General features: G+C 52.9%; 14 protein-coding genes and 4 tRNA genes. 3 read left to right on the forward strand and 15 right to left on the reverse strand.

Features of this window, described 5'->3' with window-relative positions; translation table 11 throughout:
* The first annotated feature begins 160 nt into the window (after positions 1-160).
* Positions 161-469, forward strand: a complete 309-nt coding sequence (locus tag CWR52_RS11390) for a PTS sugar transporter subunit IIB (RefSeq protein WP_008503456.1) — start codon at positions 161-163, stop codon at positions 467-469.
* Complete coding sequence (locus tag CWR52_RS11395; protein WP_008503455.1) at positions 469-786, forward strand: PTS lactose/cellobiose transporter subunit IIA; 318 nt, start codon at positions 469-471, stop codon at positions 784-786. Before CWR52_RS11390 ends, CWR52_RS11395 begins: the two co-directional genes overlap by 1 nt.
* Before the next feature lie 57 nt (positions 787-843).
* Here the strand turns inward: CWR52_RS11395 and rpoC are convergent, their stop codons facing one another.
* From rpoC to CWR52_RS11460, 13 genes are all read right to left on the reverse strand, one after another.
* Positions 844-5,067, reverse strand: a complete 4,224-nt coding sequence (gene rpoC / locus CWR52_RS11400; RefSeq protein ID WP_008503454.1) for a DNA-directed RNA polymerase subunit beta' — start codon at positions 5,065-5,067, stop codon at positions 844-846.
* Positions 5,068-5,143: 76 nt separating this feature from the next.
* Positions 5,144-9,172: a DNA-directed RNA polymerase subunit beta gene (gene rpoB, locus CWR52_RS11405; RefSeq protein WP_045909524.1), complete on the reverse strand. Its 4,029-nt coding sequence runs from the start codon at positions 9,170-9,172 to the stop codon at positions 5,144-5,146.
* Between the two features lie 319 nt (positions 9,173-9,491).
* Positions 9,492-9,857, reverse strand: a complete 366-nt coding sequence (gene rplL, locus CWR52_RS11410) for a 50S ribosomal protein L7/L12 (RefSeq protein ID WP_002445276.1) — start codon at positions 9,855-9,857, stop codon at positions 9,492-9,494.
* Between the two features lie 66 nt (positions 9,858-9,923).
* Positions 9,924-10,421 (reverse strand): 50S ribosomal protein L10, encoded by a 498-nt coding sequence (gene rplJ, locus CWR52_RS11415; RefSeq protein WP_003862338.1) that lies wholly within the window; start codon positions 10,419-10,421, stop codon positions 9,924-9,926.
* A 291-nt stretch (positions 10,422-10,712) separates the two neighbouring features.
* Complete coding sequence (rplA, locus tag CWR52_RS11420) at positions 10,713-11,417, reverse strand: 50S ribosomal protein L1 (protein ID WP_006810530.1); 705 nt, start codon at positions 11,415-11,417, stop codon at positions 10,713-10,715.
* Positions 11,418-11,420: 3 nt separating this feature from the next.
* Complete coding sequence (gene rplK, locus CWR52_RS11425) at positions 11,421-11,849, reverse strand: 50S ribosomal protein L11 (protein WP_008503452.1); 429 nt, start codon at positions 11,847-11,849, stop codon at positions 11,421-11,423.
* Positions 11,850-12,004: 155 nt separating this feature from the next.
* The gene (gene nusG, locus CWR52_RS11430; protein ID WP_003862341.1) at positions 12,005-12,550 is read right to left on the reverse strand and encodes a transcription termination/antitermination protein NusG; all 546 of its coding nucleotides are present in this window, start codon (positions 12,548-12,550) and stop codon (positions 12,005-12,007) included.
* Position 12,551: 1 nt separating this feature from the next.
* A complete protein-coding gene (gene secE, locus CWR52_RS11435; protein WP_003862342.1) occupies positions 12,552-12,935 on the reverse strand; it encodes a preprotein translocase subunit SecE in 384 nt (127 codons plus the stop codon).
* Between the two features lie 229 nt (positions 12,936-13,164).
* Positions 13,165-14,349, reverse strand: a complete 1,185-nt coding sequence (tuf, locus tag CWR52_RS11440) for an elongation factor Tu (protein WP_014830236.1) — start codon at positions 14,347-14,349, stop codon at positions 13,165-13,167.
* A 118-nt stretch (positions 14,350-14,467) separates the two neighbouring features.
* Positions 14,468-14,543: transfer RNA gene (locus tag CWR52_RS11445), tRNA-Thr, on the reverse strand.
* 6 nt (positions 14,544-14,549) lie between these two features.
* Positions 14,550-14,624: transfer RNA gene (locus CWR52_RS11450), tRNA-Gly, on the reverse strand.
* A gap of 117 nt (positions 14,625-14,741) precedes the next feature.
* A tRNA-Tyr gene (locus tag CWR52_RS11455) sits at positions 14,742-14,826 on the reverse strand.
* 8 nt (positions 14,827-14,834) lie between these two features.
* Positions 14,835-14,910: transfer RNA gene (locus CWR52_RS11460), tRNA-Thr, on the reverse strand.
* Positions 14,911-15,227: 317 nt separating this feature from the next.
* On the opposite strand from CWR52_RS11460, the gene coaA reads away from it, so the two are divergent.
* Positions 15,228-16,178 (forward strand): type I pantothenate kinase, encoded by a 951-nt coding sequence (gene coaA / locus CWR52_RS11465; RefSeq protein ID WP_032654569.1) that lies wholly within the window; start codon positions 15,228-15,230, stop codon positions 16,176-16,178.
* Between the two features lie 42 nt (positions 16,179-16,220).
* On the opposite strand, the gene dppF is transcribed toward coaA, so the two are convergent.
* A complete protein-coding gene (gene dppF, locus CWR52_RS11470; protein WP_032644494.1) occupies positions 16,221-17,234 on the reverse strand; it encodes a dipeptide ABC transporter ATP-binding subunit DppF in 1,014 nt (337 codons plus the stop codon).
* Positions 17,231-18,214 (reverse strand): dipeptide ABC transporter ATP-binding protein, encoded by a 984-nt coding sequence (gene dppD, locus CWR52_RS11475; protein WP_104949698.1) that lies wholly within the window; start codon positions 18,212-18,214, stop codon positions 17,231-17,233. Before dppD ends, dppF begins: the two co-directional genes overlap by 4 nt.
* Between the last annotated feature and the right edge of the window lie 10 nt (positions 18,215-18,224).

Consider the following 18,224-nt stretch of genomic DNA (forward strand, 5'->3'; position numbering starts at 1 on the left):
CCGTTTCGACGGGCCGGGTACCCGCCAGTGTAAAATTGTAACCGGTTTCAGAAAATCGCCTGTTTCTTTGTGATGCCTGACACACAATCGCGGTAAAGCGGTTGTTGAAGCGGTCTGCACGGGATAATTATCAATAAACACATGTAGATCGAGGCTGATTATGAAGAACATCGTTTTATGCTGTGCAGCGGGAATGTCAACCAGCATGCTGGTTCAACGTATGAAAGACGCCGCGCAGAAAAAAGGGGTTGAAGTCACCATTAAAGCCGTTCCGGTTGCGGAGTTTAAAGACAACATCGCGACGGCCGACATCGTATTACTGGGGCCACAGGTTAAATACGAGCAGGCTAAATTACAGGCGCAGGCCGACCCGTTGGGGAAAAAGGTCGCGGTGATCGACATGATGGATTACGGCATGATGAAAGGTGATGCCGTACTGGATAAAGCGCTCAAACTACTGGAGTCATAATGGAAGACTTAGAAACCACGATTATGGAACTGCTTGTTAACGCAGGCGCAGCGCGCAGTGCGGCCCTGACGGCGTTGCAGATGGCGCGTAAAGGTGAGTTTGACGAAGCTGAAAAAGCGATGGAAGAGTCGCGTGAATATGTGAAGCATGCGCACACCATACAGACGCAGCTTATTGGTCTTGATGAGGGGACCGGGAAGCTTCCGGTTAACCTGATCACCGTCCACTCTCAGGATCACCTGATGAACGCCATGGTCATTCAGGACCTGGCAGGCGATATGATTGAGCTTTATCGCCGGATCCCGTTAGTGAATTGAAAACATGCAGATGTAAAAAAACCCGCCGAGGCGGGTTTTTTATTAGCGGCTCAACGATTACTCGTTGTCGGAACCACCCAGACCTGCGTTCAGCAGTTCTGCCAGGCTCGCGGATGCATCTTCAGCAGTCACCTGCGGTGCAGCTGGCAGTTCGCCCGCAGCACGACGACGCATACGATCCTGATGGTACGCATAACCGGTACCAGCCGGGATCAGACGACCCACGATAACGTTCTCTTTCAGACCGCGCAGTTCATCACGCTTACCTGCAACAGCGGCTTCGGTCAGGACACGAGTCGTTTCCTGGAACGATGCTGCAGAGATGAAGGACTCGGTTGCCAGAGACGCTTTGGTGATACCCAGCAGATCGCGCGAGAAGGTCGCACCGATTTTGCCGTTCGCTTCCAGTTCGCGGTTAGCGATCTTGACGCGTGAGTATTCAACCTGCTCGCCTTCCAGGAACTCGGAGCTGCCCGCGTTTTCGATGGTTGCTTTACGCAGCATCTGACGAACGATAACTTCGATGTGTTTATCGTTAATCTTAACGCCCTGCAGGCGGTATACGTCCTGTACTTCGTTAACGATGTAACGAGTAACAGCATGCACACCACGCAGACGCAGGATGTCGTGCGGCGCTTCTGGACCGTCGGAAACCACGTCACCACGTTCTACGCGTTCACCTTCGAACACGTTGAGCTGACGCCACTTAGGAATCATCTCTTCGTACGGTTCGCTGCCATCTACTGGAGTGATAACCAGACGGCGCTTACCTTTGGTCTCTTTACCGAAGGAGATGATACCGCTGATTTCAGCCAGGATTGCCGGCTCTTTCGGACGACGTGCTTCGAACAGGTCCGCAACGCGTGGCAGACCACCGGTGATGTCCTTGGTACCGCCGGATTCCTGAGGAATACGCGCCAGGGTGTCACCAGAGCTGATCTGTACGCCATCTTCCAGCTGTACAATCGCTTTACCCGGCAGGAAGTACTGCGCAGGCATATCGGTACCTGGGATCAGAACGTCGTTACCCTGAGCATCAACGATTTTCAGTGCAGGACGCAGATCTTTACCGCCGGTAGTACGTTCAGCAGAATCCAGAACCACCAGAGAAGACAGACCGGTCAGCTCGTCGGTCTGACGAGTAATGGTCTGGCCGTCAATCATGTCAGTGAAGCGGATGAAACCACTTACTTCGGTGATAACCGGCATGGTGTGTGGATCCCAGTTTGCAACGGTTTCACCGCCGGCAACCTGCTCGCCATCACCTTTCGCCATAACCGCACCGTAAGGCACTTTATAGCTCTCTTTGGTACGACCGAATTCGTCGATCAGCTTCAGCTCGGTGTTACGGGAAGTGATGACCAGTTTACCGCTGGAGTTCACAACCGACTTCGCGTTGCTGAGCTTGATGCTACCTTTGTTTTTCACCTGGATGCTGGATTCAGCAGCCGCACGAGATGCCGCACCACCGATGTGGAACGTACGCATCGTCAGCTGTGTACCCGGCTCACCGATGGACTGTGCCGCGATAACGCCGATGGCTTCACCTTTGTTGATGATGTGGCCACGCGCCAGGTCACGACCGTAGCAGTGCGCACATACACCAAAGTCGGTGTCACAGGATACAACGGAACGCACCTTCACGGAGTCAACAGAGTTCGCTTCCAGCAGGTCACACCACTGTTCGTGCAGCAGGGTGTTGCGTGGAACCAGAATGTCTGCGGTGCCCGGCTTCAGGATGTCTTCCGCGGTCACACGACCCAGTACGCGATCGCGCAGTGGCTCTTTAACATCACCACCCTCGATAACCGGGGTCATGGTGATACCTTCGAGGGTGCCACAATCGTCTTCGGTCACAACCAGATCCTGCGCAACGTCTACCAGACGACGCGTCAGATAACCGGAGTTCGCGGTTTTCAGTGCGGTATCCGCCAGACCTTTACGCGCACCGTGCGTGGAGATGAAGTACTGGAGTACGTTCAGACCTTCACGGAAGTTCGCGGTGATTGGCGTTTCGATGATGGAGCCATCTGGCTTCGCCATCAGACCACGCATACCTGCCAGCTGACGAATCTGTGCTGCAGAACCACGCGCACCGGAGTCGGCCATCATGTAGATGCTGTTGAAGGAAACCTGCTGCTCTTCTACGCCGTCACGGTTAATCACGGTTTCGGTCTGCAGGTTGTCCATCATCGCTTTGGATACACGATCGTTCGCCGCTGCCCAGATATCGATAACTTTGTTATAGCGTTCGCCCGCGGTAACCAGACCAGACTGGAACTGCTCCTGGATCTCAGCAACTTCAGCTTCCGCTTCAGAGATGATCTCGTGTTTCTTCTCTGGGATGACCATGTCATCGATACCAACAGATGCACCTGAACGCGCTGCATACGCAAAGCCGGTGTACATAGTCTGGTCAGCGAAGATAACGGTCGGCTTCAGGCCCAGAATGCGGTAACAGGTGTTCAGCATTTTGGAGATCGCTTTCTTGCCCAGCGCCTGGTTGACGATGGAGAAAGGCAGACCTTTCGGTACGATCATCCACAGAATGGCACGGCCAACGGTCGTGTCTTTCAGGCTGGTTTTCGCAACGAATTCGCCGTTTGCATCTTTTTCGTATTCGGTGATACGCACTTTAACGCGCGCATGCAGAGAGGCCAGGCCAGCGCGATAAATACGCTCAGCTTCTTTCGGGCCAGTCAGCACCATGCCTTCGCCTTTGGCGTTAACACAGTCACGGGTCATGTAGTACAGACCCAGTACAACGTCCTGAGAAGGAACAATGATTGGCTCACCGTTCGCTGGAGACAGGATGTTGTTGGTAGACATCATCAGCGCACGCGCTTCGAGCTGGGCTTCCAGCGTCAGCGGTACGTGAACAGCCATCTGGTCACCATCGAAGTCGGCGTTATATGCCGCACAAACCAGCGGGTGCAGCTGGATCGCTTTACCTTCGATCAGTACCGGCTCAAATGCCTGGATACCCAGACGGTGCAGGGTTGGTGCACGGTTCAGCAGTACCGGGTGTTCGCGGATCACTTCGTCCAGGATATCCCAAACGACAGCTTCTTCACGCTCAACCATTTTCTTCGCGGCTTTGATGGTGGTGGCGAGTCCTCGCAACTCCAGCTTGCCGTAGATGAATGGTTTGAACAGTTCCAGTGCCATTTTCTTCGGCAGACCGCACTGATGCAGACGCAGGTATGGACCTACGGTGATTACAGAACGACCGGAGTAGTCAACACGCTTACCGAGCAGGTTCTGACGGAAACGACCCTGTTTACCTTTGATCATGTCGGCCAAAGATTTCAGAGGACGTTTGTTAGAACCGGTGATCGCACGACCACGACGACCGTTATCCAGCAGGGCATCTACCGCTTCCTGCAGCATACGTTTTTCGTTGCGTACGATGATGTCCGGCGCAGCCAGATCCAGCAGACGTTTCAGACGGTTGTTACGGTTGATCACGCGACGATACAGATCGTTCAGATCGGACGTTGCGAAACGACCACCATCCAGCGGTACCAGTGGACGCAGATCTGGCGGCAGAACCGGCAGAACGGTCAGGATCATCCACTCTGGCTTGTTACCAGACTGAACGAACGCTTCCAGCAGTTTGATACGCTTGGTCAGCTTTTTACGCTTGGTTTCGGAGTTGGTTTCGTTCAGCTCTTCACGCAGCTGCTCGCACTCTTGCTCCAGATCCATGCTCTTCAGCAGGGCCTGAATAGCTTCCGCACCCATCTTCGCATCGAATTCGTCACCGAACTCTTCCAGCGCGTCCAGATACTGCTCTTCAGTCAGGATCTGATGACGTTCCAGGTTCGTCATCCCGCCTTCGATTACCACATAAGATTCGAAGTACAGAACACGTTCGATATCGCGCAGCGGCATATCCAGCAGCAGACCGATACGGGACGGCAGAGATTTCAGGAACCAGATGTGAGCAGTTGGAGACGCCAGCTCGATGTGGCCCATACGCTCACGGCGTACTTTGGTCTGGGTCACTTCAACGCCGCACTTCTCACAGATCACACCACGGTGTTTCAGGCGCTTGTACTTACCGCACAGGCACTCGTAATCTTTTACTGGCCCGAAAATACGCGCACAGAAAAGGCCGTCACGCTCAGGTTTGAACGTACGGTAGTTGATGGTTTCCGGCTTTTTAACTTCACCGAAAGACCATGAACGGATCATGTCTGGCGAAGCCAGAGCAATTTTGATCGCATCAAACTCTTCGGTTTTAGTCTGCGCTTTCAGAAACTTTAATAAATCTTTCACGGATTTGCTCCCGTCGGAGTTAGCACAATCCGGTGCCGGGGATTAACCCGGCACCAGTGACCTGTTTGAGCGAGAATTACTCGTCTTCCAGTTCGATGTTGATACCCAGCGAACGAATCTCTTTCAACAGTACGTTGAAGGATTCTGGCATGCCTGGTTCCATCTGATGGTTGCCGTCCACGATGTTTTTATACATCTTGGTACGACCGTTCACGTCATCAGACTTAACGGTGAGCATTTCCTGCAGGGTGTATGCCGCGCCGTATGCTTCCAGCGCCCACACTTCCATCTCCCCGAAGCGCTGACCACCGAACTGTGCCTTACCACCCAGCGGCTGCTGAGTAACCAGGCTGTAAGAACCGGTAGAACGAGCGTGCATCTTGTCGTCGACCAGGTGGTTCAGTTTCAGCATGTACATGTAACCTACGGTTACCGGACGTTCGAACTGTTCACCAGTACGGCCGTCAAACAGCGTAATCTGACCAGACGTTGGCAGACCACCCAGTTGCAGCAGCTCTTTAATTTCAGCTTCTTTTGCACCGTCGAATACCGGCGTTGCAATTGGCATACCTTTGCGCAGGTTCTCTGCCAGACGCAGCACTTCTTCATCGCTGAAGGTGTTCAGGTCGACTTTCTGACGCACGTCGGTACCCAGATCGTAGGCACGCTGGATGAATTCGCGCAGTTTCGCGACTTCCTGCTGCTGTTTCAGCATGGCGTTGATCTTGTCGCCGATGCCTTTCGCAGCCATACCCAGGTGAGTTTCCAGGATCTGACCAATGTTCATACGAGACGGTACGCCCAGTGGGTTCAGTACGATATCTACCGGCGTACCGTTAGCATCGTGCGGCATATCTTCGATCGGGTTGATCTTAGAGATAACACCCTTGTTACCGTGACGACCTGCCATCTTATCACCAGGCTGGATCTGACGTTTAACAGCCAGATACACCTTAACAATCTTCAGCACGCCTGGTGCCAGATCGTCGCCCTGAGTGATTTTGCGGCGTTTCGCTTCGAGTTTTTTCTCGAACTCGTGTTTCAGTTCGTCATACTGCTCAGCCAGCTGTTCCAGCTGATTTTGTTTCTCTTCGTCGGTCAGGCCCAGTTCCAGCCAGCGATCGCGTGGCAGTTTGTCGAGCTTCTCAGCTTCAACGCCACCGGCAACCAGCACCGCATAGATACGGCTGAACAGACCCGCTTCGAGGATCTGCAGTTCTTCAGACAGGTCTTTCTTAGCCTGTTTGAGCTGCATCTCTTCGATTTCCAGCGCACGCTTATCTTTCTCAACGCCGTCACGAGTGAAGACCTGAACGTCGATAACCGTACCGGAAACACCGTTTGGTACGCGCAGAGAAGAGTCTTTAACGTCAGACGCTTTCTCACCGAAGATGGCACGCAGCAGTTTCTCTTCTGGCGTCAGCTGGGTTTCACCTTTAGGCGTAACCTTACCTACCAGAATGTCGCCGCCGGTCACTTCCGCACCGATGTAAACGATACCGGATTCATCCAGTTTGGAGAGTGCAGCTTCACCCACGTTAGGGATGTCAGCGGTGATCTCTTCTGGCCCCAGCTTGGTGTCACGGGACACACATGCCAGTTCCTGAATGTGGATGGTGGTGAAACGATCTTCCTGAACCACACGCTCGGAGACGAGGATGGAGTCTTCGAAGTTGTAACCGTTCCACGGCATGAACGCTACGCGCATGTTCTGACCGAGCGCCAGTTCACCGAGGTCGGTGGACGGACCGTCTGCCAGCACGTCGCCGCGCTCAACTGGCTCACCCAGAGATACGCAAGGCATCTGGTTGATACAGGTGTTCTGGTTAGAACGGGTGTATTTGGTCAGGTTATAAATGTCGATACCTGCTTCGCCCGGATACATCTCGTCTTCGTTAACTTTGATAACGATACGGGATGCGTCGACGTACTGAACGGTACCGCCACGCTTAGCAACTGCAGTAACACCGGAGTCAACGGCAACAGCACGTTCCATACCGGTACCAACCAGCGGCTTATCAGCGCGCAGAGTTGGAACGGCCTGACGTTGCATGTTCGCACCCATCAATGCACGGTTGGCGTCATCGTGTTCCAGGAACGGGATCAGGGACGCACCGACGGATACCACCTGCTGGGTGGATACGTCCATGTAGTCAACCTGGTCGCGGCTGAACAAGCTGGATTCGCCTTTGCTACGGCAGGTCACCAGATCTTCTACAAAGTGGCCTTCGTCATCCAGGTTGGAGTTCGCCTGAGCGATAACGTAGTTGCCTTCTTCAATAGCAGACAGGTAGTGAATTTCGTCGGTTACAACACCGTCAGTCACTTTACGGTACGGCGTCTCAAGGAAACCGTATTCGTTCGTCTGTGCGTACACGGACAGGGAGTTGATCAGACCGATGTTTGGACCTTCAGGCGTTTCGATTGGACATACGCGACCGTAGTGCGTCGGGTGTACGTCTCGAACTTCAAAGCCTGCACGTTCACGGGTCAGACCGCCTGGGCCGAGTGCAGAGATACGACGTTTGTGCGTAATCTCAGACAGCGGGTTGTTCTGGTCCATGAACTGAGACAGCTGGCTGGAACCAAAGAACTCTTTCACTGCTGCAGAAATCGGCTTGGCGTTGATCATATCCTGAGGCATCAGGGTATCCAGATCGCCCAGAGACAGACGCTCTTTCACCGCACGCTCTACACGCACCAGGCCAACGCGGAACTGGTTTTCCGCCATTTCGCCGACGGAACGGATACGACGGTTGCCGAGGTGGTCGATATCGTCCACTTCGCCTTTACCGTTACGGATATCGATGAGCTTCTTCATCACTTCGATGATGTCGTCTTTGCTCAGGATACCGGAACCTTCGATTTCGTCGCGCAGCAGAGAACGGTTGAACTTCATACGACCAACCGCAGACAGATCGTAGCGGTCTTCGGAGAAGAACAGATTCTCGAACAGGCTTTCCGCCGCTTCGCGAGTTGGTGGCTCACCAGGACGCATCATGCGGTAGATTTCAACCAGCGCGCTCAGACGATCGGTCGTTGGGTCGACGCGTACAGTCTCAGAGATGTACGGACCGTGGTCCAGATCGTTGGTGAACAGCGTTTCGATACGTTTGTGGCCAGCCTGACTCAGTTTAGCCAGCAGATCCAGGCTCAGCTCCATGTTAGCCGGGCAGATCAGCTCGCCAGTTGATTCATCAACGTAATCTTTCGCGGCTACTTTTCCTGCAATGTATTCAACCGGAACTTCGATGTGTTTGATATCATCTTTTTCCAGCTGGCGGATGTGGCGCGCGGTGATACGGCGACCTTTTTCCACATACACTTTGCCGTCGGCTTCGATGTCGAACGACGCGGTCTCACCACGCAGACGTTCCGGCACCAGCTCCATCTGCAGCTTGTTGTCGCGGATTTCAAAGATCACTTTCTCAAAGAACAGGTCCAGGATCTGCTCAGTGGTATAGTTCAGTGCACGCAGAATGATGGTTGCAGGCAGTTTACGGCGACGGTCGATACGGACAAACAGGTTGTCTTTTGGATCGAACTCGAAGTCCAGCCAGGAACCACGGTAAGGAATGATGCGTGCGTTATACAGTACTTTACCGGAAGAGTGTGTTTTACCTTTATCGCTGTCGAAGAAGACGCCCGGGCTACGATGCAGCTGGGAAACGATAACACGCTCAGTACCGTTGATAACGAAAGTACCGTTGTCAGTCATGAGTGGAATTTCACCCATGTAGACTTCTTGTTCTTTAATGTCTTTTACGGTGCCTTCCGGCGCTTCGCGCTCGTAGATCACCAGACGCAGTTTTACGCGCAGCGGTGCGGAATAGGTCACGCCACGGATCTGACATTCCTGAACGTCAAACACCGGTTCGCCAAGGCGGTAGCTGACGTACTGCAGCTCGGAGTTACCGCTGTAGCTCTGAATCGGGAACACGGAACGGAAGGCTGCTTCCAGACCGTACTGCCCTTCAGGATCTTGCTCGATAAACTTCTGGAACGAGTCAAGCTGGATAGAAAGGAGATATGGAATGTCCAGAACTTGTGGACGTTTACCAAAATCCTTACGAATACGTTTTTTCTCGGTATAGGAGTAAACCATAGGGTTCCTCAGCTCGCTGACAAGTCGACCCATCTGTCCGACGAAGGGACAGTTTGTGCAACACCATTTTGTGGACCGGAAAATTGAATACTTTCCGCAATACCTGTTGCTATCACGCTTAAATCATTTCGTCGCGATTTACACAGAGCGAGCACCCTGTCGCAATATATTAAGTCGTCGATAGAAACATGCATTGTCAGGACAATCAGCAGTCAAACAGTGTGAAATGCTACTGATGCCTTACAGCGCAAAAAGGCTGGTGACTAAAAAGTCACCAGCCATCAGCCTAATGACTTAGGCTGCAACCAGAAAAGTTGGCTTATTTAACTTCAACTTCAGCGCCAGCTTCTTCCAGAGATTTTTTCAGTGCTTCTGCGTCGTCTTTGCTCACGCCTTCTTTCAGCGCAGCTGGAGCAGATTCTACCAGGTCTTTAGCTTCTTTCAGACCCAGGCCAGTTGCGCCACGTACTGCTTTGATAACAGCAACTTTGTTCGCGCCAGCAGCTTTCAGAATTACGTCGAATTCAGTTTTTTCTTCAGCAGCTTCAGCCGGGCCCGCAGCTACAGCTACAGCAGCAGCAGCAGAAACACCGAATTTTTCTTCCATTGCAGAAACCAGCTCTACAACGTCCATTACGGACATAGCTGCTACTGCTTCAATGATTTGATCTTTAGTGATAGACATTTAAATTGTTCCTGAAAATCAGAATAAGTTTATACGTAAGCAAATGCTTTATAAAGATAACTGCGATTAAGCAGCTTCTTTCGCATCGCGTACAGCAGCCAGAGTGCGAACCAGTTTGCCAGCCGCAGCTTCTTTCATGGTTGCCATCAGGCGTGCAATTGCTTCTTCGTAGGTCGGCAGGGTTGCCAGGCGATCGATTTGCGATGCCGGGATCAACTCACCTTCAAAGGCTGCAGCTTTGACCTCAAATTTTGCATTCGCTTTCGCGAACTCTTTGAACAGACGAGCAGCAGCGCCCGGGTGTTCCATAGAGTATGCAATCAGGGTCGGACCAACAAACGTGTCTTTCAGGCACTCGAACTGAGTACCTTCAACTACGCGGCGCAGCAGGGTGTTACGAACAACACGCATGTATACGCCAGCTTCACGACCTGCTTTACGCAGTTCAGTCATTTTGTCTACAGTAACGCCACGGGAATCCGCAACTACTGCAGACAGCGCGCCTTTGGCTACTTCGCTGACTTCAGCAACAATCGCTTGTTTGTCTTGAAGATTTAAAGCCATTAGCTTTGCTCCTGGATGTTTGCCGGAACTCATGTTCCGGAACTCACTTCACTCTTCCCAACGGAAAGAGCGTCTTAATACGGTGAGCAGAAACAAGCCAGAGTATCCAAAAATAATCTTAGCGTTCTGTCACCGTCTACGCAGGGGATTAAGTCTCTTGCGAAACACCTGCGGTCTTCGACGGAGGCCTGGATTAGGCCAGGCTCCAACGAACAAATCTTTTAGCCGCTAACTTTTGTTAGCAAACGTGGGGGTAAGATTGTAGACAAAATCACCGCCCACGTAAAGGCATTAGTTTGCAGCAGCGCTCAGGCCAGCCTGGTCAACTGCAACACCTGCACCCATGGTGGTGGAGATGCTAACTTTCTTGATGTACACGCCTTTCGCCTGAGTTGGTTTTGCTTTTTTCAGCGCAACCAGCAGAGCTTCCAGGTTTTCTTTCAGTTTGTCAGCGTCAAAGTCCACTTTACCGATGGTGGTGTGGATGATGCCGTTTTTGTCGTTACGATAACGAACCTGACCTGCTTTAGCGTTCTTAACCGCTTCAGCAACGTTAGGCGTTACAGTACCCACTTTCGGGTTTGGCATCAGGCCGCGTGGACCCAGAACCTGGCCCAGCTGGCCAACAACGCGCATTGCATCTGGAGAAGCAATAACAACGTCAAAGTTCATTTCGCCTTTCTTGATCTGATCAGCCAGATCTTCCATACCTACCAGTTCAGCGCCGGCAGCTTTAGCCGCTTCAGCGTTTGCACCCTGAGCAAATACAGCTACACGTACGGAACGGCCAGTACCGTGTGGCAGTACAGTTGCGCCACGAACGTTCTGATCAGATTTACGCGCGTCGATGCCCAGGTTAACGGCAACGTCAACGCTTTCAACGAACTTAGCAGTTGCCAGTTCTTTCAGCAGAGCGATAGCTTCGTTGATGTCGTACTGTTTGGTCGCATCAACTTTGTCACGGATCACGGACATGCGCTTGGTCAGTTTAGCCATTTCTTAGTCCTCCACTACCAGGCCCATGGAACGTGCAGTACCTTCGATTGAGCGAGTCATCGCTTCAATGTCGGCACCAGTCATGTCGGCAGCTTTGGTCTGCGCGATTTCCTGCAGCTGAGCGCGGGAAATTTTACCCACTTTGTCTTTGTTCGGTTTACCGGAACCAGACTTGATACCAGCCGCTTTCTTCAGCAGAACTGCTGCTGGAGGGGTTTTGGTAACGAAAGTGAAAGAACGGTCAGCGTAAACAGTGATTACGACTGGGATTGGCAGACCTTTTTCCAGGGATTCCGTTTTTGCGTTGAACGCTTTACAGAATTCCATGATGTTCACACCCTGCTGACCCAGAGCTGGACCAACTGGTGGACTTGGGTTCGCCATACCAGCTGCAACCTGCAGCTTGACGTAGGCTTGTACTTTCTTAGCCATTCTAAAATCCTCTGATTGGGTAATAGCGCCTCAGCGAGGCTCCCCGTGAATAAAATTCGTTTTACGGGCCGGGCCCATAAAAACAAAAGGCGCGAAATTGTATTCCAATCTCGCGCCCTGTGCAACGATTAAATCGTCGCTTTTTTGATCGCTGCTTAGGCTTTTTCGACCTGAGCAAAGTCCAGTTCTACCGGGGTCGCACGACCGAAGATAGATACAGAAACTTTCAGGCGGGACTTCTCGTAGTCCACTTCTTCAACGACGCCGTTAAAGTCAGCAAACGGACCGTCATTAACACGCACCATTTCACCCGGTTCAAACAGCGTTTTCGGACGCGGCTTATCACCAACCTGCTGCAGGCGGTTCATAATCGCATCCACTTCTTTGTCGCTGATTGGCGCCGGACGGTCAGACGTGCCGCCGATAAAGCCCATCACGCGCGGTACGCTGCGCACCAGGTGCCAGCTCGCGTCGTTCATCACCATCTGAACCAGTACGTAACCCGGGAAGAATTTGCGTTCGCTTTTGCGACGCTGGCCGCCACGGATCTCGACCACTTCTTCGGTCGGAACCATCACTTCGCCAAATAACTCTTCCATGTTGTGTAATTTGATATGCTCACGCAGCGACGTTGCTACGCGGCCTTCAAAACCGGAAAACGCCTGAACGACGTACCAGCGCTTTTTAGGGGCTTCAGACATCTCAGAACCTCAGGCCAGTGATAAAGGATACCAGGCGAACCAGAATACCATCCAGTCCCCACAGGATCAGTGACATTACAGCGGTAACCGCCGCTACGATCAGCGTGGTGTGCAATGTTTCCTGGCGAGTCGGCCAAATTACCTTACGGACTTCGGTACGCGCTTCGCGAGCAAAAGCGACAGTCGCTTTGCCTTTCGTCGTCAACAGCGCGACACCACCCGCTGCAGCAATCAGAATTACCACTGCAAGCGCGCGTAGCGGCAGCATCATGTCACGATAAAGGTAGTTGCCGACAATCGCTACGATCAGCAGAACGGCTACCACTACCCATTTCATCGCTTCCAGGCCGCGCCCGCTCCCTTGAGCTTCGGTATTCGCACTCATAAACCAACCTGTCAGAAGTATTCTACAAACATTTTCACCCCGCGATTGCGAGGCAAACCAAATCGAAATGCTCATTCGCTTTTCGAATTATACGCTCTCTGCAGAGCCTGTCTCAGCAATGATTATGACAAAAATAATCACTGATGAGCCAGGTTCTGACGTGAAAGCGTGCAAAAAGGGCATCAAATGATGCCCTTTTATTGCGCATTGCGTCAAATGTTATCAGCAATTAGCCGAGAACTTTAGCAACCACGCCCGCGCCAACGGTACGGCCACCTTCACGAATTGCGAAACGCAGACCGTCGTCCATCGCGATTGGGTGGATCAGAGTCACAACCATCTTGATGTTGTCGCCTGGCATTACCATCTCAACGCCTTCTGGCAGTTCGATGGTACCGGTCACGTCAGTAGTACGGAAGTAGAACTGTGGACGGTAGCCTTTGAAGAACGGAGTATGACGGCCGCCTTCGTCTTTGGACAGGATGTACACTTCAGATTCGAACTTGGTGTGCGGCTTGATTGAGCCTGGCTTAGCCAGAACCTGACCACGTTCGATTTCTTCACGTTTGATACCACGCAGCAGAACACCAACGTTCTCACCAGCACGGCCTTCGTCCAGCAGTTTGCGGAACATTTCAACGCCAGTACAGGTAGACTTCGCAGTCTCTTTGATACCAACGATTTCAACTTCTTCACCAACTTTGATGATACCGCGCTCTACACGACCGGTAACAACGGTACCACGACCGGAGATGGAGAATACGTCTTCGATTGGCAGCAGGAATGGCTTGTCAATCGCACGCTCTGGTTCTGGGATGTAAGAATCCAGGAAGCCAGCCAGTTCGATGATTTTCGCTTCCCACTCTGCGTCGCCTTCCAGCGCTTTCAGAGCAGAACCACGAACGATTGGGGTATCGTCGCCTGGGAAATCGTACTGAGACAGCAGTTCACGAACTTCCATCTCTACCAGTTCCAGCAGCTCTTCGTCATCAACCATGTCGCACTTGTTCAGGAACACGATGATGTAAGGAACGCCTACCTGACGACCCAGCAGGATGTGCTCACGAGTCTGAGGCATTGGGCCGTCAGTCGCAGCAACAACCAGGATCGCGCCGTCCATCTGCGCAGCACCGGTGATCATGTTTTTAACATAGTCGGCGTGGCCTGGGCAGTCTACGTGTGCGTAGTGGCGAGTCGGGGTGTCGTACTCAACGTGAGAGGTGTTGATGGTGATACCACGAGCTTTTTCTTCTGGTGCGTTATCGATCTGGTCGAATGCACGAGCAGAACCACCGTAGGTTTTTGCCAGAACGGTAGTGATTGCAGCGGTCAGCGTTGTTTTACCATGGTCAACGTGGCCGATAGTACCGACGTTAACGTGCGGTTTTGTACGTTCAAACTTTTCTTTAGACATCGATTGTCCCTCTAAGACACGGATAAATCGGTGATATCACCACATCAACCAGGCGAAATGCCTGAATTGTTGAATACAGTAAAATTGAAACAGAGAGAAACGGGAAGGAGAAGTGAAGTGGTGCTGATACCCAGAGTCGAACTGGGGACCTCACCCTTACCAAGGGTGCGCTCTACCAACTGAGCCATATCAGCACGTATTGGAGCGGGCAGCGGGAATCGAACCCGCATCATCAGCTTGGAAGGCTGAGGTAATAGCCATTATACGATGCCCGCATCCTGAAACTCGGCTACCCAGTTCTTTCTGTAACAAAAAAAGAGATTTCTCTCTTTTTCAGTTTGAGCTGGCTAATTTTTCCAACCAGCTCCGGCGGCATTTACGCTGCCAGAAAGTGGTGGTGGGGGAAGGATTCGAACCTTCGAAGTCTGTGACGGCAGATTTACAGTCTGCTCCCTTTGGCCGCTCGGGAACCCCACCGGACTTGATGGTGCCGACTACCGGAATCGAACTGGTGACCTACTGATTACAAGTCAGTTGCTCTACCTACTGAGCTAAGTCGGCATCAAGTAGCGCGCATTCTATGGATACCTGCGCGGTCATGCAACTAAAAATTTGCATAAAACGTTCTTTCGCTCACATTTTATGCGAACGAAGCGCTAAGCGCTGTAAAAGTAGTCATTGCGGGTCAAATAATCAACATGCACGCGTGATTTACACCGTATACACCATAGCGTGACGGCTTCCGCGTAACGCAGCGCTATCCATCTTTTTTCTTATTATTCCTGCCATCTGGTGTTAACCTCCTGCCCATTGTCCAAAATTAACTGTGTGATGAGCCACGATCCGGCAGTTTAGCGCTGGCTCACTGAAGCATGCTTATGAGCAAAAAAGAGCAAACGTTAATGACGCCTTATCTTCACTTTAACCGCAGCCAGTGGGCTGCCCTGCGTGATTCCGTCCCTATGACGCTGACGGAAGGTGAAATCGCACGGTTAAAAGGGATAAACGAAGATCTGTCCCTTGAAGAGGTGGCAGAAATTTATCTCCCCCTCTCTCGCTTGCTTAACTTCTATATCAGCTCGAACCTGCGTCGTCAGGCGGTGCTGGAGCAGTTTCTCGGGACGAACGGTCAACGCATTCCTTATATCATTAGTATCGCAGGCAGCGTGGCCGTGGGTAAAAGTACCACCGCACGCGTATTGCAGGCGCTGTTGAGCCGCTGGCCGGAACATCGCAGCGTGGAGCTGATCACGACCGATGGCTTCCTGCATCCAAACGAAGTCTTAAAAGAACGCGGGCTGATGAAGAAGAAAGGCTTCCCGCTCTCTTATGATATGCACCGTCTGGTGAAATTTGTCTCCGACCTGAAATCCGGCGTGCCCCACGTGACAGCGCCGGTCTATTCGCACCTGATCTACGATCGCATCCCGGATGGGGATAAAACGGTGGTCCAGCCGGATATTCTCATTCTGGAAGGTCTGAACGTGCTGCAAAGCGGCATGGACTATCCTCACGACCCGCATCACGTCTTTGTCTCGGATTTCGTCGATTTCTCTATTTACGTCGATGCGCCGGAAGACCTGCTGCAGAACTGGTACATCAACCGCTTCCTGAAGTTCCGCGAAGGGGCGTTCACCGATCCGGACTCCTATTTCCACCACTATGCTCAGCTTTCTGAAGAAGAAGCGATCAATGTGGCGACGGGGCTGTGGAATGAGATCAACTATGTGAATCTTAAAGAGAACATCCTGCCGACGCGCGAGCGTGCGAGCCTGATCCTCACCAAGAGCGAGAAGCACGCCGTCGACCAGATTCGCCTGCGGAAATAATAAAGCAGACATAAAAAACCGGCTTAGCGCCGGTTTTTTTCGTTATGCATGTGGCTTCTCGCCGTTTTCATCCTGATCGACCGCAAAGCAGGCCACCAACTGGCCGCCATAATCCTTCAGCTGCGGCTGTAGCTGGGTGCAGGGGCCAAAGCGACGGCTGCAGCGGGCGTTGAATGCACATCCCGGCGGCGGATTCAGCGGGCTTGGCAGCTCTCCCGTCAGCTTAATACGCTCACGACGATCGTCCGGGTTCAGACGCGGCGTCGCGGACAGCAGCGCCTGGGTGTACGGGTGGCGAGGGTTATTAAAGATCTGGTCTTTGGTCCCCTTCTCCACGCAGCGCCCCAGGTACATCACCATCACTTCATCGGCAATATGCTCCACCACCGACAGGTCGTGGGAGATGAACACGTAAGAGAGTCCCAGCTCCTGCTGCAGATCCATCATCAGGTTCAGTACCTGCGCCCGCACGGAGACGTCGAGCGCTGAAACAGGTTCATCGGCAATCACCACGTCCGGGTCAAGCATCAGCCCGCGTGCGATAGCGATACGCTGACGCTGGCCGCCGGAGAACATGTGCGGGTAGCGGTCATAGTGCTCGGTTTTGAGGCCGACCTTCGCCATCATCGCCAGCGCTTTTTCACGGCGCTGCTCTTTGCTCAGATTGCTGTTAATCAGCAGCGGCTCTTCCAGAATCTGCCCCACTTTTTTACGCGGGTTCAGCGAACCATACGGGTTCTGGAACACAATCTGGATTTTCTGGCGACGCAGCTTCTGCGCCTGCGGATCGTGCTTGAGCAGATCCTGGCCCTGATAATAAAGTTCACCACCGGTCGGCACTTCAATCATCGTCAGCAGACGGCCCAGCGTGGATTTCCCGCAGCCTGACTCTCCCACTACCGCCAGCGTTTTACCGCGTTCGAGGTTAAAGGAGACGCCGTCCAGCGCTTTCACCAGGCGTTCAGGGGCAAACAGCCCCTTCTTCACCGGGTAATATTTTTTCAGGTCGATGGCCTGCAACAGCGGCTGTTGCGTGGTGGCCTGTTGCGTACTCATAGTGTTGGCCTCCCGGCATCATCGAGTGGGTAGTGGCATTTCGACTGACGACCGTCAGCAAGCTGGCTCAGTTCTGGCTCTTCTGCCCGGCATTTGTCCGTCGCATACGGACAGCGCGGATTGAGCAGACAGCCCTGCGGACGGTCATATTTACCCGGCACCACACCCGGCAGCGACGCCAGACGCGCTTTATCCTGAGCAAACTCCGGCAGCGCGCGTAAAAGCGCCTGGGTATACGGGTGACGCGGCGCGCGGAAGATATCGTGCGAATTTCCGGTCTCGACCACCTGGCCGGCATACATCACAATGATTTTGTGTGCAGCTTCAGCCACCAGCGCCAGATCGTGCGTAATCAGCACTAGCGCCATATTCTCTTTCTGCTGCAGCTCCAGCAGCAGCTCGATGATTTGTGCCTGAATGGTCACATCCAGCGCCGTCGTCGGTTCATCCGCAATCAGCAGTTTTGGTCGACAGGCAATCGCCATGGCGATCATCACGCGCTGGCTCATCCCGCCGGAAAGCTGGTGCGGGTAAACGTCCAGACGCGAAGCCGGGTCAGGAATACCCACCTGGTTCAGCAGATCGATCGCCCGCTGACGACGGGTTTTCTTATTCCCGCCCTGGTGCACCTTAATCGCTTCCATAATCTGGAAACCGACGGTGTAGCACGGGTTCAGGCTGGTCATCGGATCCTGGAAAATCATCGCCACTTCCGCGCCCACCAGCTGGCGGCGCTGTTTTTCAGAAATGCGCTTCAGGTCCTGACCGTTGAACTGCAGGTTTTCCGCCATCACGCGGCCCGGGTAATCAATCAGCCCCATGATCGCCAGCGAGCTCACTGACTTACCGGAACCGGACTCCCCAACGATACCCACCACTTCGCCCTGATTAACGCTGTAGCTGATGCGGTCCACGGCGCGAAACGGGGTGCCTTCGTCGCCGAAGTGCACCGATAATTTATCTACATTTAATAACGCCATCTCGTGCCTC

It is taken from the genome of Enterobacter sp. SGAir0187 (assembly GCF_002952735.2).
Classification (GTDB): Bacteria; Pseudomonadota; Gammaproteobacteria; order Enterobacterales; family Enterobacteriaceae; genus Enterobacter; species Enterobacter quasiroggenkampii.